Genomic DNA, 25,128 nt, shown 5'->3' with positions numbered 1-25,128 from the left:
TATATTGGTTGAAGTTCAGCGATGTCCGTAGCCGCCACCTCCGGGCGTCTCGAACAGCACGATGTCCTCCGGCTGCAGCGTGAGCTTCCTCAGCTCTTTCACCGGCTGGCCGTTGATATGGAATTTGCCGGCCGCGCCCGCCTCGCCGCCGCCGAGCCCTTCGGGGCCTTCGTCGACGCGGCTCGCCACGGCGTTGAGCAGCCATTCGTCCTTGGTCTGCAGCCGGAACTGGATGATCTGGCCGTCGCCGCCGCGCATGGCGCCGTCGCCGCCGGAGCCCGGCCGCAACTCCTTGCGGTCGAACAGCACGGGCGTCACGGCCTCGACGATCTCCACCGGCACGGCAGCAACGCCGGTCGGATAGCAGGTCGCGCTCGGCCCGGGCTTGGTCGCGCGCGCGCCCATGCCGCCGGAGTAGTTGAACATCGACGAGGTGAAGGGGCTCCCGTCCTCGCGCTTGCCCTGGATCTGCATCGTCCAGACGGCGCCCGAGCCCTCGGCGAGAACGCGGTCCGGGATCACTTGATAGAGCGCCTTGAGGATCGGCATGGGCACATACATGCCGACCACGTGGCGGGCGTTGACCGGCACCGGGTACTGGCAATTGAGGATCGAGCCTTCGGGCGCGTGGACCTTGATCGGCGCCAGGCTGCCGGTGTTGTTCGGCAGATCCGGATTGAGACAGGAGCGGATCGCAAATGTCGAATAGGCATGGGTGTAGTTGAGCACGACGTTGATGCCGCTCGTGGTCTGCATCGTCGACCCGGTGAAATCGACCAGGATTTCGCCCGCGTCGGGATCGACCGTGACCGCCGACTTCAGCGTGATCACCTGCCCGCCCGGCACGTCGAACGCGCTTTCGCCATGGTAAGTACCGGCCTTGAGCTTGGAAATCGCCGAGCGCGTCGCCGCCTCCGAGCGCGAGATGATCTCGTCCGACAGGCCCTCGATGTCGACGAGCTCATAGCGCTGGCACATCGCGATCAGCCGCTCGCTCGCCGCCTGCCCGCTCGACACTTGTGCGGCGAGATCGCCGAACACGGCGTCAGGCGTGCGCACGTTCGACTTGATCATGGCATGCAGCACCGGGCACGGCACGCCTTCGTTGTAGAGCTTGAGCGGCGGAATCCAGAGCCCCTCCTCGTGCACGTCGCGCGCGCCCGCGCCAATGCCATAGCCGCCGATGTCGGTGTGATGGATGGTCGAGCCGATATAGGCCAGCACGCGGTCGCCATCGAAAATCGGCGTCAGCACTGTGATGTCGAAGAAATGCCCGGCTGACATCCACGGATCGTTGGTCACGACCACGTCGCCCGGCTTGAGATTGTTGGCGAAGATGCGCACGAGGTGCGAGCCGGCGATCGCCAGCGAATTGATATGGCCCGGCGTGCCGGTGTTGGCCTGCGCCACCATGCGGCCGCGCCGGTCGAACAAGGCACACGCCAAATCGCCGGCCTCGCGGACCACCGGGCTGAAGGCGATGCGCTGCAACGCCTTGGCGCGTTCGGTCACGATGCCGATGAGATTGGACCACAGGATTTCAAGCTCGACGCCGTCCATCGCTCTATCCCTTCCGCGCAAAGATACAGCCGATCTTGTCGACCGTCGCCGTCCAGTCCGGCGGAATGACCGTCGTGGTCTCGCGCTCCTCGATGATCGCCGGCCCCTTGACGCTCTGGCCAGCGGCGAGCGAATTGCGATCGTAGACCGGCACTTGAAGTCCGTCGCTCCAGGCATCCACTTGGCGTTTGCCCTTCGGTCGGCCGGGCTCGCCCGGCAGGCTCATCGCCCGATTGAACGGGATGATGGGCCCGCGCGCGGTCACCCGCCAAGTGACAAGCTCGATGGGAACGTGGGACGGATTGACGCCGTAGAGCTTCTTGTAGGCCGGGATGAACACATCCACGATGCGGCTCGCGTCATGGTGGGTGCGCGGATCGACGTCGAGTGCAACGGTGAGTTCGCTCTGCTGGCCGAGATAACGCAGATCGGCGGCGAAGATCAGCGTCACGGTCTCCTCGGCGCAGCCGGCCTCCTTCAACGCGGCCGTCGCCTCGCGGGCGAGCTCTCCCAGGATGCGGTCGACCCGCGTCCAATCCAACTCGTTGACGCGCACCAGATCGCTGCGCACCAGATCGAACCGCACCGACGTAACGAGCGTGCCAAAGGCCGACAGCACACTCGGCTGCGGCGGCACGATCACCTCGGAGCTCTGCAACAGCGCCGCCACCTCGCAGGCGTGCACCGGGCCGGCGCCGCCGAACGCGAACAGCGGCATGCCACGCCAATCGACGCCGCGGTCGGTGGCGTGCGTGCGCACCGCGGCCGCCATCGACTCGGTCACGACGCGGAAAATGCCCCGCGCCGCCTGCGCGCGAGTAAGCCCAAGATCGTCGCCCAGCTTGCCGACGGCAGCTTCGGCGGCTTTGCGGTCGAGCTTCATGTCGCCGCCCAGGAAATTGTCGGCATCGAGGAGGCCGAGCACGAGATCGGCGTCAGTCACGGTCGGTGACGTGCCGCCCCGGCCATAGCAGGCAGGCCCTGGCGCCGAGCCTGCGCTTTCGGGGCCGACCTTGAGCAGGCCAAGGCTATCAACCCGGGCGATGCTGCCGCCGCCCGCGCCGATCTCGATCATGTCGATCGACGGGATGGTGACCGGCAGACCGCTGCCCTCCTTGAACCGCCAGCGGCGGTCCACCTCGAACAGCCCGGTGATCAGCGGCTCGCTGTCCTCGATCAGGCAGGCCTTGGCCGTGGTGCCGCCCATGTCGAACGACATCAGCCGCTCAATGCCCAGCACCTCGGCGTAATGGCAGCCCGCGAGGGCACCGGCGGCAGGCCCGCTTTCGATCATGCGCGCCGGATAGCGGCCCGCGGTCTCGGCGCCAACCACGCCGCCCGATGACAGCATGATCAACGGCGAGTTCGGGAAACCGTCATGCTCGAGGCGCTCGCTCAAGCCTCGCAGATAGGGCAGCGAGATCGGCATGGCATAGGCGTTGACCGCGGCGGTCGAGGCGCGCGGATATTCGCGGATTTGCGGCGCCACCTCCGACGACAGCGTGACGAACACATCCGGCAACAGCGCGGCAAGCTCCTTGCCGACCGCGCGCTCGTTGTCGGGATTGGCGTAGCTGTTGAGAAAGCAGATCGCGACCGATTGGGCGCCCTTGGACTTGAGGGTTTCGGCCAGCGCCTTGACCTGCGTCAGGTCCGGCTTGCGCAGCACCGTGCCGTCCGCCCGGACACGTTCGTTGACGCCGAGAGTGAACTCGGCAGGCACCAATGGATCCGCAAATTCGATCTGCGGATCGTACATCTCATAGCGGTGCTCGTTGCGGATATGCAGGACGTCGCGGAATCCCTCGGTGACCAGGAGCGCCGTAGGCTTGCCCTTCCGCTCGATCAGCACGTTGGTGACGACCGTGGTGGCGTGCACCACGACGCCATCGACATCGCGCGGACCGATCTTGGCGGCCTTCATCACATTCGACACGCCCGCGAAGAACCCCTCGAGCAGGTCATGATGCGTGGTCAGAACCTTGTCGACCGTCAGCACGCCCGACGAGTGACGGAGCACGATATCCGTGAACGTGCCGCCGATGTCGACTGCAAGCGAATACGTCACTTGTTACCCTCTCTCACGCTCATCAACTATCCTTGCCATCCCAGATCGCGCGACACGCTGCGCGCCGTCTCGATGACCGCACTGACCTGCGCCGGCGTGGGCTTCGCCGCGATCACCTGGGTCGACCCGACCATGGCGATCGATCCGACCAGCACGCCGCGATGATCGAACACCGGCGCGGCCAGCGTGTTGACGCCCGTGACGGCCTCGTGTGGCGCAGTGGACCAGCCGCGCTTCCTGACCGCCTGCACCTCGCTTGAAAGCGCCTTGGCATCGGTCAATGTGTGCGGCGTCCAGGCTCGGCGCGGCTTGCTCAGCACCCGCTCAAGCAGGCCTTCCGGGCCAAAAGCCAGCCAGACCTTGCCATGCGCGCTCGCGTGCAACGCCAAGCGGGTGCCGGGGCGCGTCGAGAACTCCACCACCGAGCGGCCGTGCATGAGATCGAGCACCACCAGATCGTCATCCAGCAGCGCGCAAAGCGAAACCGCATGCCCCGTGGTGTCCCGCAGCTTGAGCAGCGCGTCGCGGGCGACGGCGACGATCTCGAAGTTGCCGCGCGAGGTCTCGCCCAGGACCATCAGCTTGATGCCGATCGCGTAGCGGCCGGTGCTGACGTCGCGTCGCACAAAACCGTGACGGGCGAGCGCGCTGAGATGCCGATAGACCGTCGATTTCGACGCCGAGAAGGCTTGCGCAATCGACGTCAGGGGCGTGGGCGCAGCCTGCGCCGCCAGATGATCCAGGATACGCAGCGCCAGATCGAGCGTGCCGGTGTCTTTCGGCGCCGCAGCGCGCCGCGCCGGCGCGCGGGGCGATTTCGCCCGCGCGGGCTGCCCCCGGCTTTCGGCCGCACGCCGTTTCGGCATCTGACGTCGTTCCAACATACAAAACTGCGTTTCGAATAATGAAACAGCGATGGCAGCTTTTGTACACCAAATCCGGCGCCGAGTCTCGCGTCATGTCGCGCGAGCAAACGCGACATGAGCGCGCTCTTCGCAAGCGCAGCAAATTGTCCGAGTCAGAAGATGCGGGAGTGCTTCAGGTCGCGAGGTTTTCGCGGAGCGTCCGTCCCGTATAAGCGGTGCGGAAGCGGCCGCGGCGCTGCAGCTCCGGCACCAGAAGGTCGACGATGTTGTGCAGCATGTCGATCTGCTCGGCCTGCGAGTGGCGCAGCATGAAGCCGCCCCGGCTGCCCGAGCCTTCGAAGCGCTCTTCGAGATAGTCGGCGATCTGCGCTGCGGTCCCAGGAACCGTCGTCGCGTAGCTGGTCGCCGTGCGCAGCCCGTGCTGCATGAAGTCGTCGAGCGTGATCTCGCCGTCGTCGCCCAACGTCGCCGAGAGCTGCTGAACAAAGCCGACCGGCGATGCATTCGCGGCGACGATGCGCTCGTTCAACTCGCGCAGCGTGAAACGCGGTGGAAGCGTCGACATGTCGAAACCCGTGTTGTGCGACAGCCAGACGCCGACCGCCTCGCGCGGCACACCCGCGATCAGGCGCTCGCGCATCCGCTTGGCCTCGGCTTCGGTCTCGCCGACCATGACCTGCGTCGACCAGATGATGCCCACTTTCGACGGATCGCGGCCTTCGGCGCTGAGCGCCGCGTCGACCTCGGCGCGCTGCTTGGCCATCGCCGGGATCGGCTTTCGGGCCCCGAAAATATGGTCGACAAAGCGAGCCGCCGTTTTGGTGCCGCGCGCCGAGCCGCCGGCCTGGATCAGCACCGGCACGACCTGCGGCGACGGCGGCACGCTGAGCGGCCCTTTGACTTTGAAGAACTTGCCGACGTGATTGATCGGACGCACCTTGTCCGGGTTGGCAACGCGGCCGGTCTGCCGGTTCCACTCGAACGCATCGGGATCGACGCTCCGCCACAGCGCCTGGCACACGTCCATGAACTCGTCCATGCGATCGTAGCGCTGGCTGTGCTCCATCAATTCGTCGAAGCCATAGTTCTGCGCATCGGCCTTGCGCTGCGACGTGATGACGTTGAACGCAATCCGGCCGTCTGTAATGTGATCCAGCGAGTTGAGCAGGCGCGCCACATAGAACGGATGCATGAAGGTGGTCGCGTAGGTCAGGCCGAAACCGATGTGCTTGGTGACCCGCGACATCGCGGTGATCCACGGACTCATGTCGAGGCGCGGCCAGGCCACGCCGTAGCTCACGGCGTCGTCGATCGAATTTTTCCAGGTGTTTGGAATTCCCGTTGAATCGCCGAAGAAGATCAAATCGATCAGACCACGCTCGGCGACGCGCGCAATGTCCTCGAACAATCCCACGTCAGGATAGTGGCGGCCGACCCGCGCGCCCGGCTCCCGCCATGTCGTCTCGACCTGGGTCCATGACACGTCGATCGCCAAATGCATCTGCGGCTTCATCGCGATTGCGCTCCGCTATTCGATCGTTGATCCGGTGTTGAGATGGCGCCGCACTTTGCGGGTGAGCTCAACGAAATCCGGCAGCTCCGTGGTCGCGACGGTGCGCGGTCTCGGCAGATCGACCGCGATCTCGCCGACGATGCGGCCCGGCCGCGGCGACATCACCAGCACGCGATCGGCCAGGAATACGGCTTCGGAAATGCTATGGGTGATGAAAAGCACGGTCTTCCGCCGCTCGATCCAGATGCGCTGCAATTCTGCGTTCATCAGCTCGCGGGTCATGGCATCGAGCGCGCCGAACGGCTCATCCATGATCAGGACATCCGGGTCGTGGATCAGGGCCCGGCACAGCCCGACCCGCTGCTGCATGCCACCGGAGAGCTGATGCGGCAGCGCGTTCTCGAAACCTTCGAGCCCCACGAGGCGGATAAGATCGCGTGCCGCTTCACGGTATTTGGCGACATCCAGGTCGCGGATCTCGATCTGCAGCAGCACGTTCTGCAGAACCGTCCGCCACGCCATCAGCAGCGGACTCTGAAAGACGATCCCGATCGACGGCGTGGGGCCCTTGATCGGCTCGCCCTTCACCCGGATCGCGCCGCTCGATTGCGGCATCAATCCGGAGATCAGCTTGAGCAGCGTGCTCTTGCCGCAGCCGCTCGGGCCGAGCAAGGCGACGAACTCGCGCTCGCCGGCACGCAGCGAAACGCCGTCGAGCGCATGAACCTCGGCGTTCTTCGATCGATAGAACAGGCTGACGTCTTCAAGGCCGATGACTTCGTCACGCACAGCCATCATCGCCTTCAATTCGCCGGTACGAACGCGTTGGTGTAGAGGCTGTCGGTCGGGATCGGCTTCTCGAGCTGTCCGGTCTTGACCAGAATATCGACCGAGACCGCCCAGTCCTTATCGCTCATCCAGCCCAACGGACGGCCCTCGGTGTTTTTCGTGGCGAGCCGCCGTGTGGTTTCGATCCACTGCAGCTTGACCGATTCGCGGCGCTCGTCACGCGCGCCGGACAGCTTCATCGCGACGTCGACGGCCTCCTCGGTCTTGTCGGGCTTGGTGATTTCGCCCAGCGCCTTGGCGCTGGCGCGCACAAAGCGGCGCAGCATGTCGGGCTTTTCAGCAATCACCCGCTCATGCGCCAGGAGGCCCTGTCCCATCGGCGTGATCCCATAATCGGCGAACGGCATGAAATACACCGGCTTGTCCTTGCCTTGCTGCGCGCGGACCACAAGGTCGAGTGGCGAGCCGATCACGACGCTGATGAAGCTGTCGACCTGACCGTTGACGAACACGGTGTTGCGCGTGGCCGCGCTCGTGACCTGGATCTTCACCTTGTCGGCTGGAATCTTGTTGATCGCCAGCAGCAGATCGAGCATGGCCTTGTGATCGGCGGTGGTGGCGACCGATCGGCCGATCAGGTCCTCGGGCTTCTTGATGGGCGCGTCAGCGCGAGAGATGATGGCCCAGGCGCCGTCCTGCACCTCACCAAAGATGCCTTTGAGCTTCATGCCCTTGGCGACGCCCACCGACATGAACATAAAGTCGGCGAGGCCGATGTCGTCCTGCTGGCCTGCCATCAACGCCACGGTCTTGCCGGAGCCCGCACCTTCCTTGATGTCGACATCGAGATTCTCGGCGGCGTAGTAGCCTTTCTCCTTCGCCCAGTAGAACGGCAGGTGATAGCCCGACAGCGTCCAGTCCAGCCGGAAGCTCACGGCATCGGCGGCTTTGGCGGGAGCCACGGCCATCGCAATGACCAGTGCGGCGGCGACAGCCCGGCAGAAGCGAAGCACGTTCATCTCATGTCTCCCGTTCACGACTGATAGGCGGGCGCATCGTCTGCGCGCATGGACACGTGCCAGGGGATCGTCAGGCGCTCGATTTTGGACACGAACGCGAACAGCGCAACGCCCATTGCAATAAGAACAATCAACGCCGCCCAGACCAAGGGGCCATCCAGCGTGCCGGTCGAGGTCAGCAGCAGGAAGCCGAGACCGCGGTCCGAGCCGACGAATTCACCGACGATGGCGCCGACGACTGCAAGGCACACCGCGATCTTGAAGCCAGCGAACATCTGCGGCAGAGCCGAGGGGCCGCGAACACGGACCATGATCTTGAGCGTGCGCGCGCCCATGGATCGGACCAGGTCGATCATGTCGGTCTCGACGCTCTTGAGACCCACGACGGTCGACACCACGATCGGAAAGAACGAGATCAGAAAGACGATCGCGATCTTGGGCAGGATGCCGAAGCCCAGCCAGACCACGAGGATCGGTGCAATCGCCACCTTGGGGATGGTCTGCGACATCACCAGAAACGGCATCGTGATCCGCTCGACGCCGCGGCTCAAGACGATTGCGAAAGCGATCGGCACGCCAATCGCGACCGCGGTGACGAAGCCTGTCAGCACCGACAGCAGCGTGTAGGCGCCGTGGCTCAGCAGCGCCCGCCACTCTTTGATCATGCGTGCCACGACCACCTGAGGTGCGGGCAGCAGATAGTCCGGAATTTTGAAGACCGCGACGACCGCCCACCACAGCACAACGGCGACGACGATCGCGAGGGCCGGCGCGAAGAAGCGAGACGTGAAAATATTTGACGCTGGTGCCGCCCGCGCGTCGTTCACCGCGCGGCGGCTGGATTGCGACGAATAGGTCTGCTCGGTCGCCAACGACAGAACTCCACCGGAAGAGATTGCGATCTCACGTGGAGGCTATCGCGAATAACCAAGGTCAGGAAGAGGACGACGAATTTCCGGCCAAAGGAACGGCGGCTCATCGTCGCATGAAGATGAGCCGCCGCGAGATCGAAACTCTTCGCCTAAAGCGCGGCCGCCAAAGCAGGCTTGCGCGCAGCCGGCGCTTCGGCGAAGCGCGGCATGACCTCTTTGGCGAACAGCTCGGCCGAGTCTTTGCAAACGTGGCGAGTCTCACCGGCCCATTCGCCCAGGAAGCGCAGATGCAGGTGGCCGATGCCCATGTCGGCCAACTGCTTCACCTTGGCGGCAACGGTGTCGGGATTGCCGGCGATGGTCGCCCGCATGTCTCCGCCCTTGGCGTAGGTGTCAGCCTGGCCGGGCGTCGGTTGCGGCGTCTTCACCACCGGGCCGTCGATCCTGCCGTGCCGTGCCGCGAAGCTCGTGCGGATCGCCATCGTTTCGGCCTTCGCGATCTTCTCGCGCGCCAGCGCTTCCTCATCCGTGGCCGCCACCGTCACGCCGATCCAGTCGTACGAGCACCAGCGCAGGCAGTTGTCCTTCACCGCCTGCGGATGATTGGCCTCGTCGAGTGCCCGACGGTAGGTCTGCATGGTTTCGCGCAGGTCAGCGCCCAGCACGCCGACAAAAACCGGCCAGCCTTTGTGTGCTGCCTTGACCAGAGCCGCCTCGCGGGTCGCGACGCGAATGATCGTGGGATATGGCTTCGAATACGGCGCCGGCATGATGCGCCGCTTGATCACGCCGGTGTTGGAGCCCACCGAGAAGCTGTACTCCGGGTCGCCGTTCTTGAAGCTCCACAGCCGCTCCATCACGTCGAGCGTCTCGTCGCCGAGGCGGCCCGAGGCATGAAGCTCCGGATCGATGCCGAGTCCCGTCGGCTCGGTGCCCTGCCAGCCGCTGCCGACACCGAACAAGACTTTGCCTTTGGTCATCTGATCGAGCAGGTTCATGCTCTCGACCAGCCGCACCGGATGATAGAACGGGATCGAGAGCACCCCGAAGCCCATGTAACGGTCGCGCGGGATCAGCGGCGCCACATAGGATGCGAACTGCATCGGGTTGCTGTGCCACGGGCCCCTGAAATGGTGGTCCGTGAACCACACATGGTAGCCCAGCTCGGCGAACCAGACGGATTGTGCCACGGCCATGTCGATGATGCGGTTGTCGTCCCCCGGATCGTCGTTGGTGGGGAAGAACATGTTCATCGTCATTGCGGAGAATTGCATCGATTTCCTCGTGTTGATCCTGTGTCGCGGCGCCGCGTGGCGGGGCTATCGGCCGTCGGCCGGCATGCCGCTGGAACCTGGAATGTAAGGTGATATCAGCTCTGCTCAGGCCCCTTGAATGGCTGCCGTTCCGACTGTTGTCTCGCTTCGCGCAGCCTTCACGCCCGGTCTCATGAGCCACGATGTTCGCGATTATAGCCTCGTCCGCTGCATCCCTGATGCGCAATTTTCGCGCAGACCCATCGCAAAAATAGCCAAGCTGACAGCTCGGCCTGGCGCGGCAAGCGGGCATCAGCGAGGCGAGCAGCCTTGCAGAAATACCGTCACCGCGAGCCGCACCGTCTGCTCGACGCGTTTGGCGCGGTCCTTGTCGCTGGACGCGGACGTCAGCCAGCTCAGGAGTTGCTCGCCGATCAGCATGTCGTGGAACAGGACCGCCAGCCGGGGTGCATCCAGGTCGGCGCGAATGTTGCCCTTCTGCTGATGGAGCGCGATCCATTCGGTCAGGATCCGGTAAACGGTCCGGGGGCCGGTGTCGTAGAACAGCCGCCCGGCGTCCGGAAAGGTGCGGCCGATGGAGGTCATCAGCCGATGAAAGCGCAGAATCTGCGGTGACAGAACTTTCGACAGGAACGAATGCGCGATGCGCGTCAGTTGCTCGTCGAGGGTGCCGACCGGCCGGGTGTCGATCTGGATCGTGACGTCGGCGCACAGTTGCTGCACGACCGCCTCGAACAGCTTCTGCTTGTTGCCGAAGTTGGAATAGATCGTGGCCTTCGATCCGCCGACCACCTTGATGATGTCGTCGATCGAGACGTTCTCGTAGCCCTTCTCCAGAAACAGCTCGGCAGCCGAGCGGATGATGCCGTCGCGTTTGGAATCGGGGGACGCGGGCCTGGGCCGGCGCGCTTGCGTGCTCTTTGCCGTCATACCGGCGTTGCCTAGCACTTCGGTTGAATCCATCAAAATTTCCTGTTGGGCGGCTTGCGACCTGCCCCTGCCTGCGGCGATTGGGCCCAAGCATGGGCTTGCCGCGACGGCTTCGGTTATTGTAACGTACCGTACAGTACATAATAGAAACCAGAAAAATCACAGCCAGACACCAGGGAGAAACGTCATGCAGATGCAAGCGACTCGCCCTCTTGCGGATGGCGGCGCCGCGGCGCGCCCGGAGTTTTCCGAAATCCTCGACCGCGTTCGCAAGCTTCGCCCGGAAATCGCATCTCGGGCGCTTGCGACCGAAAAGGCCAAGCGTGTCCCTGCCGAAACCATGGCGGCGCTGCGCGACGCGGATGTATTCCGCGCCATGCAGCCCAAACGCTTCGGCGGCTACGAATACGGTCCCGCGGAGCTTGCGGAAATCGGCTTCGAACTCGGCCGCGCCTGCGGCAGCACCGGCTGGTGCAGCACGCTTGCGGTCTGCTTCGGCTGGATGACGGCGTTCTTCCCGCTCGAAGCGCAACAGGAGGTCTGGGACGATCCGGACAATCTGCTCGCAGTATCCTACGCGCCGAGCCCGAAGGTCGAGGAAGTCGACGGCGGCTACAGAATTTCCGGCAGCTGGCCCTGGGCCAGCGGCGTCGACAGCGCCAAGTGGCTGATCCTCGCGGCGCTTCTGCCCGGCAAGGGCACGCCGCCGACGCTGGCCTGGTGCCTCGTGCCGGTCCGCGACGTCGTCATCGATCACGAAAGCTGGAATGTCAGCGGCCTCGAAGGCACCGGCTCCAAGACCGTATCGATCTCCGATCCGGTTTTCGTGCCTAGGCACCGCGTGCTGCCGATCGGCGCGATCTTCTCCGGCAAGGTGCCGGGGCTGGACGTGCCCGGCAATCACCAGGCCCGCTTCGGCTATCCGACGTTTGGCCCGACCGCATTGGTTTCGCCGATCGTCGGCATGGCGCAAGGCGCGCTCGATGCCTTCACCGAAACCGCGCGCGACGCCAAGCGCATGGCGCGGCCCGGCGTGTTCGAGAAGGTCGCCGAGTCGCCGCTGATCCAGAGCCTGGTCGGCCAGGCCGCAGCGCGCATCGACGCCGCGCAGACCCTGATGCTCACGAGCCTGCGCGAAGGACAAGACCTCGTGCGGGCCGGCGGCACGCTCAGCATCGAGCAGCGCGTGCGCATCCGCCGCAACCACGGCTTCGCCGCCCGCACCTCGGCCGAGGTCGTCAACGACATCTTCTTCAAGTCGGGCGCCGCTGCGGCCGACGAGAAGAACCGCGTGCAGCGATTCTGGCGCGACGCCAATGCGGCGGCGCTGCACGCCAGCATCGACTGGGACACGCTCTCGGCGCTCTACGGCACACAGCAGCTCGGCCTGCAGCCGCAAGGCATCTTCTGAACAGTCACCGGAAATCGGAGAAGTGCAATGATCTACGTTGCCAAGGAAGTCTCGGCCAACGAAGGCGTCCCGGCTGGCCAGCCGAAGCTCCGCCGCAGCGACATCTGGAAGGGCCTGGTGATGAAGGCCGAGAACGCTCTGCCGTTCGTCCCGGGCATGGCGAAGTGCAACGTCGTGTCGCGGACGCCGAACGGGCTCGTCCGCGACATCGTGTTCCGCGGCGAGGATGCGCGCGAGCGCATCACGTTCCACCCGGAAAACAAGGTGGTGTTCGTGCGCGAGTCCGGCAACGTGGACGGCTTCATCGTCAACGAGGTTCTGGGCAGCGACGACGACCTCCGGCTGCGCTTCAGCTTCGCGTTGCAGCTCGTCGACGCGCCGTCCGACAGCACGCAGGAGCGCGAGTTCCGCGAGATCATGGAGCGGGATTACGTGAAGGCGGTCGAGGCCACGCTCGGCGCCATCCGCAAGATGGTCGCCGACCCGCAATATGCCAAGCAGCGGGAGACGGTGCCGTGACATACTGGTTCTCAGACCTCTACGCGAGCATCGACGCCATGCGCCTCGACGAATTCGCGGCGGGCCTCGCGCCCGACGTGAAGCTCGCGGTCGGCAACGCGCCGGTGATGAACGGCCGCGATGCGGCCAGGCAGGCCATCGGCTCGTTCTTCTCCAGCATTGCCGGCATGAAGCACCACATCCGGAATGTCGCCGAGAGCAACGGCCTGACGTTTCTCGAGGCCGATGTCGAATATCTGCGCAAGGACGGGCGATCGGTGACCATTCCGACCGTCACGGTGTTGGAACGGAGCGGCGACCTCGTGTCGTCGCTGCGCATCTATTTCGACGTCGCTCCGGTTTACGCCTGAGCAAGCCGGAGTTTGAAGATGGCATCGTCGCATCGGCGGAATGCAATTGCGGCTGGGTTCCTGGCGCTGGCTTTTTGGAACGGAGCCGCCGTCGCACAAGACAAGAAACCGCCGGACATCGTCGTCACCTTGCTCGGCACCGGCTCGCCGATCCCCGAGCCCGGGCGCCTTGCTCCGGTGTCGCCGCAGGACCGCATGAACGCCGCGACGCTCGTGCAAGCCGGCGTGGAAACCCTGCTGTTCGACGCCGGCCGTGGTGTGGTGCAGCGGCTGTCGCAGGCCGGTGTGAAAGGCAGCGACATCACGTCGGTCTTTCTCACCCACTTCCACTCCGACCACATCGTCGACCTGCCCGACCTCTGGCTGACCAGCCGCCTGACGCTCACCTGGGGCGGACGCGTCAAGCCGATGGAATTGGTCGGCCCCGTCGGCACCAAAGACCTTGCCGCCAATATCGTGAAAGCATTCGCGCCGGACGTTGCGGCGCGGCCGGACCAGCCGCAGATCGATCTCGTCGGCCGCGACTTCGAGCAGGACGGAGTCGTCTTCGATCGCAACGGCGTCAAGGTGACCGCGTTCACCGTCGACCATGGACCGGCGAAACCCGCGGTCGGATACCGGATCGACTACAACGGCCATTCGGTGCTGCTGTCGGGCGACACCCGCATGCACGACAACGTGATCAAATATGGCGCGGGCGTCGATCTGCTGCTGCACGAGGTCGCCGCCGTAAATCCGGCCGTGCTGCAGAAAAACCCGAAGCTGCAGGCGATTTTCAACATTCACACGTCGCCGGAGCAATGCGGCGAGGTGTTCGCGAAAACCAAGCCGAAGCTTGCGGCTTTCACCCACATCGTGCTGATGGGCGCGCCAGCCTTCGGGGTGCCATTTCCGGCGCCGACGGTGCAGGACATGATCGCCGAGGCGCGAAAGACCTATCAGGGCCCTCTCGAATCCGGCGTCGACCTGATGGCTTTCGAGATCGGTGATAAGGTCACGGTCAGGCCGCCGTTGGAGCACTGAGGAAAACACGGCGCCTGATGGAGGACGCCGATGAGCGAACCGAACGAAACCGCCGGACCTGGGTACGTCGTGGTCCGCGAAACGGGCCGCGGAAAATTCCAGCAAGAGGTGGTGTCGGGAGCGAACAGCCTGATCGCCGACGAGCCCGTTAACGTCGGCGGGCTGGATAGCGGCTTCGGACCGTACGAGCTTTTGCTCGCATCGCTCGGTGCATGCACATCCATGACGCTGCGGCTGTATGCCGACCGAAAACAGATTCCATTGAAGCGCACGCAGGTCCGGCTGCGCCACTCGCGCATCCATGCGCAGGACTGCGCCGAATGCGAGACGAAATCGGGAATGCTGGATCGCATCGAACGGGTCATCGTGCTGGAAGGCGACCTCAGTGACGAGCAGCGTGCGCGGCTGATGGAGATCGCCGACAAGTGCCCGGTGCATCACACGCTGAAATCCGAGATCGACATCCGGACGTCTGAAGAGCACGGCGGCTAGATTCCAAGTGCCGCATCAGAGATGACGGCCGCGCCCGCTGCGGCGAGACGCTTTGCCGTGGCGGCGCCGATGCCGCCGCTGCCTCCCGTGACGACCGCAACGCGACCTTCCAACCTGTGCAGCCCTTGGCCTCTGGCCCGGATCTGAACCACGGTTTCCTCTCCCACTGATCGGCTGGCGTTGGCTCATGCCCGTTCCTGCGGGCGTGATTCATCGGCCCCTTCAGATCAGGCGCGGGGCCAGCGCCTCTCTCTTTTTCCTTCCCCTCACAGAGTGAGGGAGCGGAGCGCCGAGACGGCGCAGATATCTGGGCGCCTTGCGAAGGCGCCCGCGGACCTTTGCGATCAGGTCCGCTCGCCTCCCGGCGCTCCACTCGTGGCGATTTGTTGCGAGGCCACCGTTCGAGATTCGATCGGACCGGCTGGGTTTTCACCCACCATGCTCCAGGGGGCATTTGCGCCCGCTTTCACCCGATCGCGCCCTGCCACTGAAGGCGGCCCCCTCATCGGGGACGGACGATGACCTCGCACCCTGGGACGTGGTCACGAGCCACGCCTGCAGGCGCCACACCTCGCTCCGCCAAATAGACGTCCCTAGTCGACGCCCTCAACGAACGAGGCAGAATCGCGTCTACTCGTGATTTGCGGGAATGCAAAGCGAAAATTTTCTCCCGGCCTCATGGTGAGGAGCCGCGCGTCAGCGCGGCGTCTCGAACCACCGCAAGTCGCGGTTTACCCGACTTGCGCACTTCATATTCCGATCTCGGGTAAACTCGAGATCGGCGTCCGCCCTGACGGCGAAACAGCCGGGCCACCGTTTGATCCACCGAGTGTATCGGCCGAAGCCAGGCAATCCGAGTCCGAACGTTTCCTCAGCAAACATCGGGATCGTTCTGCTCACAGCGTCGTTCTATATTGCGCACCGGCTGCGATCCGGGTCGCAGCCCTGACATCATGGCAGGCAGAAACGTGCCATCGGACCCACCACGTCCCCTGAAGTCCGACCGCAGTGCATCCGATGACGGGCACGGCGCGCGCAGGCCTTATCCCAAGGAATGGGAGCGCCACCCCCGCTTGCCGGACGGCACGCCGGTCTTCATCCGCCCGTTGCGCGCCGACGACAAGCGGCTCTATCCGGCGTTTCTCAGCCGCATCACGCCGAACGATCTTCGGATGCGCTTCTTCGCTCCCGTGAAGGATTTCTCGCCGGCCTTCATCGCGCGCTTCACGCAGATCGACTACGCCAAGGCGATGGCATTCATTGCGCTCGACGAAGCATCCGGCGAGATGCTCGGCGTCGGACGGCTCCACACGCTCACACCCGGCGATACGGGCGAATACGCCGTGCTGGTCCGCTCCGACCTCAAGGGCCATGGGCTCGGCTGGCTGCTGATGCAGACCTTGATCGAATACGCCCGCGCCGAGGGCATTCGCACCATCCAGGGCGAGGTGCTGGCCGAGAACACGACCATGCTGCGCATGTGCGCCGAGCTCGGCTTCCATGTTGCAGACAACGCCGGCGAGCCGGGGGTCCGCACCGTCACGCTGACGGTCGCCTAGCGGGCTCGGCTCTTTCCACCAGGATCGCTTCGGACGATCTGGAAAAACAAAAAGCCGCCACCCGGTGAAGGGCGGCGGCTTTTCGGACCGTGAGGTCTACTTCTTCTTGCGAGCCTTCGTCGCCTTCTTAGCCTTTTTCGCCTTCTTTGCCTTCTTAGCCATAGCTGCCCTCTTTCAGGTTGCAGGACGAGCGGCGCCCGACCTGAAATGGACCTGTGTCCGATTCGCGGCGTCATGTCATACGATGTTCACAGGAAAGAATGGGCCGCCGCGAAGTATCCACAAGGAGGGCAGCTCCAAAGCGGTGCGACGGCCCGCACCGATATAGGGTTGATTTGCTCCGGGCGGTCAATTTCCTTTTTGGACTTTCAACCGGTTAGAAATTCTGCCTAGAAAAGATGCTTGCAGATCAAAGGAGTAACTCATGGATCAGATGGCCGCTCTCAAACACCTGCGCAGCGTGATCAAGGCTGCGAAGGATTCCAACGATGTGGAGGTTTTGAAACGCGCGCTCAGCGACATGCTGATCCTGGTCGAGAAGGCGCTTGGCCGGAAAGGCTAGTCCTGACGATGGCGACAAGCCTGCGATCCGACACGTGAACCATGCAGGTGAACATGCCAAGACAGAACGTCCCGTTTCCGGGGCCAACCGTCGTCTACGGCAACACGCGATGGATGGTCATGTTGGCCCTGCTCCTGTCGCTGATGGTGCCGCTGGCATTCCGGGGCGAGAGCACGCTCGATGGCGCCGTGTTGATACTGTTGGGCGCCCTGATCTTGTTTCTGGCATGCGCCGGTGTGCTGGCGGAGCGTCCCTTCCTGAAACTCGACAGCGATGGGTTCGACTACAAGGCACTGTTCCGCAACACCGTCCGATACCGGTGGTCAGAGACCTCGGATTTCCGGGCATGGATGAAAATCGGAATTGCCTTCCGTGATCTGGAAGGCCCCGCCCGCATCTTGCTCTTCAGCACTGGAAACGCGGCATTGATGCGGTCCTGGCAACAGCAGGCGGTGGCGCACGCGTCCTCCGCCTGAGCCGAAGCACCGCACACGCGCCTTTCAACGTTCACAGCGATCGGTATCGGCCCAGGCGGTCACCGAAGCTCGGCAATCATCTCGATTTCGACCGTGATGTCGCCGACCAGCCCGGATACTCCGACGGCCGATCGTGCATGCTTCCCGCAGTCGCCGAAGACCTTGATGATGAGATCCGAGAAACCATTGATGACCCTCGGATGCGCCGTGAACGAAGGATCGGCATTGACCATCCCGAGCACCTTGATCACACGCTTGACGCGGTTGAGATCGCCAAGTTCTGCCTTGATGTTCGAGAGCATGCTGATCGCTGCGAGTTTCGATGCTTCGTAGCCTTGCTCGACGGTCAAGTGACCCTCGCCGACCTTGCCGGTCACATACTTGCCGTCAGCCAGTCTCGGCCCGTTGCCCGCCAGGAACATGATCTTTCCCACGGTGACGGCGGGCACGAAGTTTCCCATCGTTTTGACAGGCGGATAAAAATCAACGCCGAGGGCTTTGAAGTTTGCCTCCGCGTCGACTTTTGGACACTCGCTGTCCTGGGCAAACGCCTGCCCCGCCAGAAACATCCCAAGCGCCGCAACGCAGACTCTCAGCATGGAAGCCCCCTCATGAATGAGACAACATCATAGCGTCACTATGGACGCATTCTACGCGATCGGCTCGGCGAGGTGACATCGCACGGCACGACCGGCGCCCACTCCCACGAATTGCGGCGCCTCGGCTGTGCAGCGATCGACGGTTCGGCTGCAGCGTGGTGCGAACGCGCACCCTTTCGGAAGGTTCGCGAGGTCAGGCGGCGCACCTGGGATCGGCGTGAGAACGCTGTCCTGGGTCCGCTCACTGACCGTGGAGGCCAGCAGCCCCGCCGTATAAGGATGGATCGGCGCACGGATCAGATCGCCGATACCGGCGGTCTCGACCAGCCGGCCGGCATACATGACGGCGACACGATCGGCGATCTCGCTGGCCACGCCGAGATCGTGCGTGACCAGAATGATCGCCATCCCAAGCTGGCGTTGCAGTTCACGGAGCAGAACGAGGATCTGAATCTGGACCGTGGCGTCCAGCGCGGTCGTCGGTTCATCCGCCAGCAGCAGCTTGGGACGGCACGACAGCGCGAGCGCGATCATCGCGCGCTGCCGCAAGCCACCGGACAGTTCGTGCGGAAACGCATCCAGGCGGCGTTTGGCCGAAGGGATTTGCACGAGTTCGAGCAGTTCCAGCGCCCGGGCCCGCGCCGCAGCGCGCGAGACGCCCTCGTGGGCCACGACAACTTCCATGATCTGCTGGCCGATGGTGAAGACCGGATCGAGGGCCGACATCGGGTCCTGAAACACCATCGCGACTTTGGAGCCGCGAATCGCCTGCAATTCGCGCGCCTGCAGCGTCGTCACCTCGAGACCATCGAGGCGCACGGAACCCGACAGCTTGGCTGTCGGCGGCAGAAGCCGCATCAGCGAGCGCATCGTGACGGTTTTGCCGCAACCGGATTCGCCAAGCAGACACAGCGTCTCGCCAAGCGACAGGGCAAAGCTCACGTCGTCGACGGCCGTGACGATCCCCTCGTCGCCGACGAACCGGACACTCAGCCCGCGAACGTCAAGCAGGTTCGGTGCGTCCGCGTTGGCTTTCATCGCGGCACCGGGACAGGCTTTGCCGGTGGCGCCATCGAGTGGCCGCTGCCCGGTATGCTCGCGTAGCACGCAGCCCAATGGGAGGGATCGCCGGCAGCCGCCGTCAATTCCGGCGCCTTGCCGTGACACAGCGGCTCGGCGATTGCACACCGCGTGGCAAACCGGCAGCCGGCCGGCGGGTCGATCGGGCTTGGCGGGTCACCGGTGATCGGCGGCGCGGCGGTCCGCTGGCTTGGGTCCATGCTCAGCCGCGAGGCAATCAGCGCCTTGGTATATTGATGCGCAGGCGCGCTGTAGATTTTCTCGACCGGGCCGATCTCCATGATCTTGCCGAGATACATCACCACCACCCGGTCGCTGATGAAGCGCACGACATCGAGATCGTGAGAGATGAAGAGGTAGGACAGGCCGAGCTTCCGCTTCAGATCCACCAGCAGGTTCAAGACCTGGGCCTGCACGGATTTGTCGAGGGCGGAAACGGCTTCGTCCAGGATTAAAACTTTGGGCTCGATGGCCAGCGCGCGGGCAATGTTGACTCGCTGGCGCTGACCGCCGGACAGCTCGTGCGGATAACGGCCGGAAAAAAGCTCGGGCGGCAGGCCGACAAGATGCAGGGCCTCGTTGGCGCGGGCCATCGCCTCGCGGCGCGGCCGGCCCAATGCAGCAAGACCGAACGAGACCTCCTCGCTCGCCGTGTGCCGCGGATTGAGCGACGCGTAGCTGTCCTGGAACACCATCTGCACGGCGCGGCGCAGCCGGCGCACATCGCCGCCAGACCGTCCGGAGATGGCGGCACCGTCGAGTTCGATGGTGCCTCGGTCCGGCTTCACCAGATGGATAAGCATGCGCGCGAGGGTGGATTTGCCGCATCCAGACTCGCCGACCACACCCAGCGTCTCACCGGCGCCGAGCGAAAAACCACAGCCGTCCACGGCGGCAATATGGCTGCGCGAACGGCCGAAGAAGCCGCTGCCGATGGGAAAATGCTTCACCAGGCCGGAGACCGTGACGATCTGTCTGGCGGGCGTCATGGCTTGACGTCCAGCGCGGTTCGGAGCCCGTCGCTCAGCAGGTTGAAGCTCACCGACGTGATCATGATCATCACACCGGGAAGCAAAGCATTGACCGGCGCCACAAAAAGCGACTGCCGTAGCGTGCTCAGCATCAAGCCCCAATCCGCGGTTGGCGGCGACACGCCCAGGCCCAGGAACGAAAGACCGGACGCGATCACCACTGCAACGCTGACCTGGCTCGATGCATAGGTCAGGATCGGCCCCATGACGTTGCTGACGATGTGCCCCGTGACGATGCGGATCGCAGGCGCGCCCGATGCGCGGGCGGCTTCGATATAGCCCTGATTGCGGATCTGCGTCGTGGCGCTTTCGGCGATGCGGGTGATGGACGGAATGAACACGATGCACAAGGCGATCAGGCAGTTCGACAGGCCCGCCCCCATCGCCCCGGTCATGGCGACCGCCAGCAGCACCGAAGGAAATGCAAAAAACACGTCGACGACCCGCATCATGATCATGTTGGTGCGGCCGCCGAAGAAGCCGGCGACGATGCCCAGAAAGCCGCCGACGAGCGTCGCGACGACCACCGGCAGCAGCCCCATCAGCAGCGACACGCGCCCGCCGTAGATCAGCCGGCTGAGCATGTCGCGGCCGAGCTCATCCGTGCCGAGCAGATAGCCCTTCGAGCCGATCGGCAGCAGCCTGCGGATCACGCTGGTCTTGGTCGGGTCGGCCGGCGCGATCAGCGGAGCGAAGATCGCAGCCAGAACGATCAGGATCAGGATGCAGGCGCATGTCACCGCGACCGGATCGCGCGCGAGCCGCCTTCGGACCGCGACCCAGTAGCCGCGGCGGTGCTTCTTATCGACCGGTGCGAGAGGAGAAGCCGCGACGATGGTGGATCGAACCGACATGGCTCAATCCCGCACGATGCGTGGGTCGGCCAACGGCTGCACCAGATCGACAAGAAAATTCATGAGCACGAAAAAAATCGCCAGCACCAGGATCGTGCCTTGCAGCAGGGGCATATCGCGCGTGGCGATGGCGGTGTTCAGAAGGTAGCCGGTCCCGGGCCACGAAAACACCGTCTCGATCAGGATCGAGCCGCCCAGGAGCTGCGCGATCTGCAGGCCGATGACGGCCAGAATGGCCGGGGCGGAATTTCTGATCACATGCAACGCAATGCGGCGGCGTCCCAGGCCGACGCTGTGCAGCGTTTGCACGAACTCGCTCTTTTGAATCTCGATGAGAGTCGCCCGCACGGTCCGGCTGATGATCGCGGTCGGAATGAGGGCCAATGTGATGGCCGGCAGGATGATGAACTTGGCATCGTTCCAGCCAAACTCTGCGATCGACGTGGCCGGCCCCATCCCCATGGCGGGCAGCAGTCCGAGCGTCGCCGAGAAGATCGCGACCATGGCGATTCCGACCCAGTAGTGCGGCACCGATACGCCCAGCACCGCAACCGCGGTGACCAGCCGGTCCAGCCACACACGGCGCGTGTAGGCGGCTATTGTTCCCATCGATATGCCTGCCAGCAGGCTCATGAATATCGCGACGGCCGCCAGGATTGCGGTGTGCCCGGCAGCCGGCACGATCTCGGACAACACCGACCGCCCGGTCATGATAGAGGTCCCGAGATTCCCGCTCAGGACCAGTCCCAGCCATCGCAGATACTGGATCGGCAACGGCTGATCGTAGCCGTAGGCCTGCCGTATCTTCTCCAGCACGGCGGGCGATGCATTGTCGCCGGCCAGGGCCGTTATCGCGTCACCGGGCGCCAGGTGGATGAACGAGAAGCAGACAACCGAAACGCCGAACAGGATCGGCACGATGGCCGCAATGCGCCGGAGGACGTAGCGAAACATGATCCGCTAGGACTTGATGTCGACGGGAGAGAAATCCTGGAACCAGTTTTGCGCCGATTTGAATCCGGTCACCTTTTGCGCAAGGCCCCGCGGATTGAGATCGTGCACCACGAAGATCCACATCGCCTGATCGACCAGATAGGCGTGGAGATCGGCAAGCAACTTGTCCTGCGCCGTGATGTCGAATTCGGCGAGCGGCTTTTTGGCGAGCTCGTCGGCGTGCGGATCGGCGAAACCGCCCCAGTTGTAGCCGCCCACGCGTTGAGCGCCGTGCCAGGTCTGCCCGATCAACGCAAAGATCGGCTCCTGGATGGTCCAGCTGTAATTGATGCCGGACACGCCACGGTTTTCGGGTGCCTCGGCGCCGGCCAGCCGGCGTGACCGCAATGCTTCCCAGTCCAGTGTCTCAAGCTTGACCTCGAAGCCGACCTCCTGGAGCTGCTCCTGGATCAGTTCATTCATCGACAACGGCTGCATCTGGCCGGACCCGGCCGTCGACATCAGAAATTTGACCTTGGCCTTGTTGCGCGGACCAAAGCCCGCGTCCGCCATCAGCTTTCGCGCGGCGTCAGGATCGTACTTGATGTCGAACGTCGGCTTGCCAAACCAGGGATGGTTCGGAACGACGACGCCTTTCGCAGGAAGGGCCGTACCGTTGACGAGCTTGACGACGGCATCGCGGTCGATCGCGAGGTTTGCCGCCTTGCGCAGCCGCAAATCCCGAAACGGAGAGTCGGGCTGATGGCTGAGCATGTATGGCCAGATATGCGGATAGACGCCGGTGACCACCTGCATCCCCGCGGCCTTGATCTGCGGGATGGCGTCCGACGGCGGCGCCTCGATCCAGTCCACCTGATTGGACAAAAGCGCTGCAACCCGCGTCGTGGAGTCCGCAATCGGACGCAGCACCATGCGGTCGCACTTCGGCACCCGCTTCTGATCCCAGTATTCGGCATTGCGCAAGAACTCGACGCGCTCGCGCGGCGTTTGCTTGTCGAACTTCCACGGGCCGGTGCCCGAGGGCTTGAGTGCGAACTTGTCCCAATCCCGGCCGACAGCTTCCCATTGCGCCGGACTTGAAAAGCAGATGTTGGACATCGAATACGCGAGCGTCCCGTCCATGACCTTGGTGTGGATCTTGACGGTGAAATCGTCCGCGGCCTCCACCTTTTCGATGGTCGCAAGATAGTTTCCGGTTTGCGTCGCCTGACGCTTGTCGTAATGCGGCGCGTCCGGCTTCATGATCTTTTCGAAATTCCACGCCACCGCATGCGCGTTGAAGGCGCTGCCGTCGTGAAACTTGACGCCTTGCCGGATTTTGAAGGTCCAGATCTTGTGAGTCTCGGGATCGACCGACCAGCTCTCCGCAAGGTTGGGGATGATCTTGGTCGGGCGCTCGTTCTGCTCGTAGTCCCAGCGGACCAGCGCGTCGTAGAGCGTAAACCCGACGAAGCGGATGCCTTCGGCGCCGCCAGTCGCCTGCCCGCAAATGTACGGAATGTCCGACAACGTCATCGCGATGCGCAGAACCTTCTGCCCGGCCTGGGCCTGCGCGCCGCCCAACGGAATGCAGAATGAGCCGGCGCCGAGCAGCAGCGCCTTCATGAACGTGCGGCGTTCCGTTTCCGGCCAGATGAATTGTTCGTCGCGCGCTGTATCGGATGCGAGACCGTCGGCGGCCGCTCGGGTCTTGTTCTTTTTGCGCCTCGAATCGCAGGTCCCAACCATCTTCATGGCGCCCTCCGTCGTGCACGTCCGATCGTTATTGATCAATCAGGCTAGTACGCAGTCCTAGGCTTGGCAAGAATCGAGCATTTTCGGAAACGCAACGCGCTCGTCGATTTCACGTCATTTGAGTGCATCAGCAACGGCCTGCGACAATGCGAGCACATGGTCGTCGCTGCCGACCGGGCCGACCAACTGCAAGCCGACCGGCATGCCATTCAGGCCTTCAAAGGCCGGAATGGTGACGCACGGCACGCCCATCAGCGTCCAGGTTCGATTGAACGCGGAGTTGGAAACCGAGACAACATCCGCGATGGCTTCGCCCGCCGTGCTCGGGGTGATCAATATGTCGCAGTGCTCGAACATCCCGGCAGTGGCGCGCTGGCATTGCACCGCGTGAAGCTGCGCCTTGTCGTACGTTTCCTGGTCGTGCTTCGACGCGGCGGTGAGCGAATCTCTGATCCAGTGATTCATCGTCGCGAGATGATCGCGCGCCTCAGTCGCCATGGCCCGGAGCCCTTCGACTCCCGATATGACGTTGAACGATTGAGCGAGGCCATCGAAGGCCGAGGACATCCCGGCGTCATGCAGCTTTGCGCCGGCCGCGGCGAGCTTGCGCGCAGCGGTGTCCAAAGCGCTCACTGTTTCCGGCTGAGCCTGATCCCAGCTTGGAGTCCGGCACACGCCGATCCGGACATCCTTGAGGCTTTTGACGGGCGCCGCGGCGTTCGTCCCCGTGAGCACGGAGCGAAGGGCCGCGATATCGGCAATGCCGCGGGCGAACAGGCCCATCGTATCGAGCGTCGGACGCAAATGGCGCACGCCGCCGCGATCAAGCCCCGTCAGGCTCGACTTGTAACCGACCACGCCGCAGAAAGCCGCCGGCAGGATCGTCGAGCCGCCGGTCTGCGAGCCAAGCGCCAGCGGCACCATGAAGTCGGCAACGGCCGCAGCCGACCCGCTCGACGACACACCGGGGCTTCGGGCGAAGTCGTGGGGATTGCGAACGCCAACCGGAACAGGGCTCGCGAACTCGGTGGTCCGGCATTTTCCGAGGATCACCATGCCGGCGCGGCGCATGAGCCCCACCAGCGCCGTATCCATCGTCGGCTGAAAGCCCTTGTAGATCGCAGACCCATATGCCGTCGGCATGTCGTAAGTATCGAAAATGTCCTTGATACCGATCGGGATGCCGTGAAGCGGGCTACGGCGCGGCTGCGCGTCGCAGGCGCGAGCCTGGCTGAGCGCCAGATCGGGATCGACATACGCCCAGCCACGGATGTCGGGATCGCGCGCCTTGATACGGTTGAGGCAGTCCTGAACGATCGCGACCGATGTCGTTTGTCCGGCGGCGATCTTCTCCGACAGCTCGACCGCTGTCAGGAGGTTCAAGCCGCCAGGCCCCTTGGTCCGCAAGTCGGGCATTTCTGTTCTCCGTCGACGGAACGTGACCGGGACGTTTTCAGACTGGTCGAGCGAAACTATGTGAGTTTACTGTAGCAATCCGCTGGCGCGACACAGTGGATTGCGGCGCAGAGCAGGGTTGCAATCGCAACGCCTCGACTCAAGCGGGATAAGTCAGACTGAAAAAAGCAGTTGCGT

23 protein-coding genes and 2 pseudogenes are annotated in these 25,128 nt (G+C 64.0%); 8 read left to right on the top strand and 17 right to left on the bottom strand.

Annotated features, from left to right (window positions below):
* Window positions 1-15: 15 nt before the first annotated feature.
* The 9 genes from RHPLAN_RS11455 to RHPLAN_RS11415 form a co-directional block, all read right to left on the bottom strand.
* Complete coding sequence (locus RHPLAN_RS11455; protein ID WP_068017541.1) at window positions 16-1,560, bottom strand: hydantoinase B/oxoprolinase family protein; 1,545 nt, start codon at window positions 1,558-1,560, stop codon at window positions 16-18.
* A 4-nt stretch (window positions 1,561-1,564) separates the two neighbouring features.
* Window positions 1,565-3,628, bottom strand: a complete 2,064-nt coding sequence (locus RHPLAN_RS11450; protein WP_068017538.1) for a hydantoinase/oxoprolinase family protein — start codon at window positions 3,626-3,628, stop codon at window positions 1,565-1,567.
* Between the two features lie 26 nt (window positions 3,629-3,654).
* Window positions 3,655-4,494, bottom strand: coding sequence for an IclR family transcriptional regulator (locus RHPLAN_RS11445; RefSeq protein WP_068017535.1), 840 nt, complete (start codon window positions 4,492-4,494; stop codon window positions 3,655-3,657).
* 172 nt (window positions 4,495-4,666) lie between these two features.
* Window positions 4,667-6,007 carry an NtaA/DmoA family FMN-dependent monooxygenase gene (locus RHPLAN_RS11440; RefSeq protein WP_157100226.1) on the bottom strand — a complete coding sequence of 447 codons (1,341 nt, stop codon included), beginning with the start codon at window positions 6,005-6,007 and terminating at the stop codon, window positions 4,667-4,669.
* Window positions 6,008-6,022: 15 nt separating this feature from the next.
* On the bottom strand, window positions 6,023-6,802 hold the full coding sequence (locus RHPLAN_RS11435; RefSeq protein WP_068031032.1) for an ABC transporter ATP-binding protein: 780 nt from the start codon (window positions 6,800-6,802) through the stop codon (window positions 6,023-6,025).
* A gap of 8 nt (window positions 6,803-6,810) precedes the next feature.
* Entirely contained in the window at window positions 6,811-7,815 is a 1,005-nt protein-coding gene (locus RHPLAN_RS11430; RefSeq protein WP_068017532.1) for an ABC transporter substrate-binding protein, read from the bottom strand.
* Window positions 7,816-7,829: 14 nt separating this feature from the next.
* Entirely contained in the window at window positions 7,830-8,687 is an 858-nt protein-coding gene (locus RHPLAN_RS11425) for an ABC transporter permease (protein ID WP_198164848.1), read from the bottom strand.
* 149 nt (window positions 8,688-8,836) lie between these two features.
* Window positions 8,837-9,961 carry an LLM class flavin-dependent oxidoreductase gene (locus RHPLAN_RS11420; RefSeq protein WP_084244721.1) on the bottom strand — a complete coding sequence of 375 codons (1,125 nt, stop codon included), beginning with the start codon at window positions 9,959-9,961 and terminating at the stop codon, window positions 8,837-8,839.
* Window positions 9,962-10,252: 291 nt separating this feature from the next.
* Window positions 10,253-10,924, bottom strand: coding sequence for a TetR/AcrR family transcriptional regulator (locus RHPLAN_RS11415; RefSeq protein WP_068017525.1), 672 nt, complete (start codon window positions 10,922-10,924; stop codon window positions 10,253-10,255).
* A gap of 154 nt (window positions 10,925-11,078) precedes the next feature.
* Between RHPLAN_RS11415 and RHPLAN_RS11410 the strand changes: the two genes are divergently transcribed.
* The 5 genes and pseudogenes from RHPLAN_RS11410 to RHPLAN_RS11390 all read left to right on the top strand — a co-directional run.
* Window positions 11,079-12,302 (top strand): acyl-CoA dehydrogenase family protein, encoded by a 1,224-nt coding sequence (locus tag RHPLAN_RS11410; protein WP_068017522.1) that lies wholly within the window; start codon window positions 11,079-11,081, stop codon window positions 12,300-12,302.
* A gap of 27 nt (window positions 12,303-12,329) precedes the next feature.
* Window positions 12,330-12,821: an SRPBCC family protein gene (locus RHPLAN_RS11405; protein WP_068017517.1), complete on the top strand. Its 492-nt coding sequence runs from the start codon at window positions 12,330-12,332 to the stop codon at window positions 12,819-12,821.
* A complete protein-coding gene (locus RHPLAN_RS11400; RefSeq protein WP_068017513.1) occupies window positions 12,818-13,171 on the top strand; it encodes a nuclear transport factor 2 family protein in 354 nt (117 codons plus the stop codon). Before RHPLAN_RS11405 ends, RHPLAN_RS11400 begins: the two co-directional genes overlap by 4 nt.
* 18 nt (window positions 13,172-13,189) lie before the next feature.
* Complete coding sequence (locus RHPLAN_RS11395) at window positions 13,190-14,194, top strand: MBL fold metallo-hydrolase (RefSeq protein ID WP_068017510.1); 1,005 nt, start codon at window positions 13,190-13,192, stop codon at window positions 14,192-14,194.
* Between the two features lie 39 nt (window positions 14,195-14,233).
* Window positions 14,234-14,686: pseudogene (locus RHPLAN_RS11390) on the top strand (OsmC family protein); the annotation flags it as partial.
* A gap of 8 nt (window positions 14,687-14,694) precedes the next feature.
* Here RHPLAN_RS11390 and RHPLAN_RS39305 read toward each other — a convergent pair.
* A pseudogene (locus RHPLAN_RS39305) lies at window positions 14,695-14,808 on the bottom strand (SDR family NAD(P)-dependent oxidoreductase); the annotation flags it as partial.
* Window positions 14,809-15,639: 831 nt separating this feature from the next.
* Between RHPLAN_RS39305 and RHPLAN_RS11385 the strand changes: the two are divergent.
* From RHPLAN_RS11385 to RHPLAN_RS11380, 3 genes are all read left to right on the top strand, one after another.
* A complete protein-coding gene (locus RHPLAN_RS11385; protein WP_084244717.1) occupies window positions 15,640-16,245 on the top strand; it encodes a GNAT family N-acetyltransferase in 606 nt (201 codons plus the stop codon).
* A 424-nt stretch (window positions 16,246-16,669) separates the two neighbouring features.
* Window positions 16,670-16,807 (top strand): hypothetical protein, encoded by a 138-nt coding sequence (locus RHPLAN_RS39300; RefSeq protein ID WP_157100224.1) that lies wholly within the window; start codon window positions 16,670-16,672, stop codon window positions 16,805-16,807.
* A 41-nt stretch (window positions 16,808-16,848) separates the two neighbouring features.
* Window positions 16,849-17,283 (top strand): hypothetical protein, encoded by a 435-nt coding sequence (locus RHPLAN_RS11380; RefSeq protein WP_068017502.1) that lies wholly within the window; start codon window positions 16,849-16,851, stop codon window positions 17,281-17,283.
* A gap of 59 nt (window positions 17,284-17,342) precedes the next feature.
* Here RHPLAN_RS11380 and RHPLAN_RS11375 read toward each other — a convergent pair whose 3' ends face one another.
* From RHPLAN_RS11375 to RHPLAN_RS11345, 7 genes are all read right to left on the bottom strand, one after another.
* Complete coding sequence (locus RHPLAN_RS11375; RefSeq protein ID WP_068017501.1) at window positions 17,343-17,852, bottom strand: RidA family protein; 510 nt, start codon at window positions 17,850-17,852, stop codon at window positions 17,343-17,345.
* Window positions 17,853-17,933: 81 nt separating this feature from the next.
* Window positions 17,934-18,920 carry an ABC transporter ATP-binding protein gene (locus tag RHPLAN_RS11370; RefSeq protein WP_068017490.1) on the bottom strand — a complete coding sequence of 329 codons (987 nt, stop codon included), beginning with the start codon at window positions 18,918-18,920 and terminating at the stop codon, window positions 17,934-17,936.
* Window positions 18,917-19,951, bottom strand: coding sequence for an ABC transporter ATP-binding protein (locus RHPLAN_RS11365; protein ID WP_068017487.1), 1,035 nt, complete (start codon window positions 19,949-19,951; stop codon window positions 18,917-18,919). The genes RHPLAN_RS11370 and RHPLAN_RS11365 overlap by 4 nt, the downstream gene beginning before the upstream one ends.
* A complete protein-coding gene (locus RHPLAN_RS11360) occupies window positions 19,948-20,847 on the bottom strand; it encodes an ABC transporter permease (RefSeq protein WP_068017484.1) in 900 nt (299 codons plus the stop codon). Before RHPLAN_RS11360 ends, RHPLAN_RS11365 begins: the two co-directional genes overlap by 4 nt.
* A gap of 3 nt (window positions 20,848-20,850) precedes the next feature.
* Window positions 20,851-21,801, bottom strand: a complete 951-nt coding sequence (locus RHPLAN_RS11355) for an ABC transporter permease (RefSeq protein ID WP_068017482.1) — start codon at window positions 21,799-21,801, stop codon at window positions 20,851-20,853.
* A 6-nt stretch (window positions 21,802-21,807) separates the two neighbouring features.
* Window positions 21,808-23,535: an ABC transporter substrate-binding protein gene (locus RHPLAN_RS11350; protein WP_068017479.1), complete on the bottom strand. Its 1,728-nt coding sequence runs from the start codon at window positions 23,533-23,535 to the stop codon at window positions 21,808-21,810.
* A 114-nt stretch (window positions 23,536-23,649) separates the two neighbouring features.
* Window positions 23,650-24,951 carry an amidase gene (locus tag RHPLAN_RS11345; RefSeq protein WP_068017476.1) on the bottom strand — a complete coding sequence of 434 codons (1,302 nt, stop codon included), beginning with the start codon at window positions 24,949-24,951 and terminating at the stop codon, window positions 23,650-23,652.
* Window positions 24,952-25,128 lie beyond the last annotated feature (177 nt).

The organism is Rhodoplanes sp. Z2-YC6860, assembly GCF_001579845.1.
In the GTDB taxonomy this organism is placed as follows: Bacteria; Pseudomonadota; Alphaproteobacteria; order Rhizobiales; family Xanthobacteraceae; genus Z2-YC6860.
The sequence above is the reverse complement of the archived record's forward strand: the minus strand, read 5'-3'. Positions and strand labels throughout refer to the sequence as shown.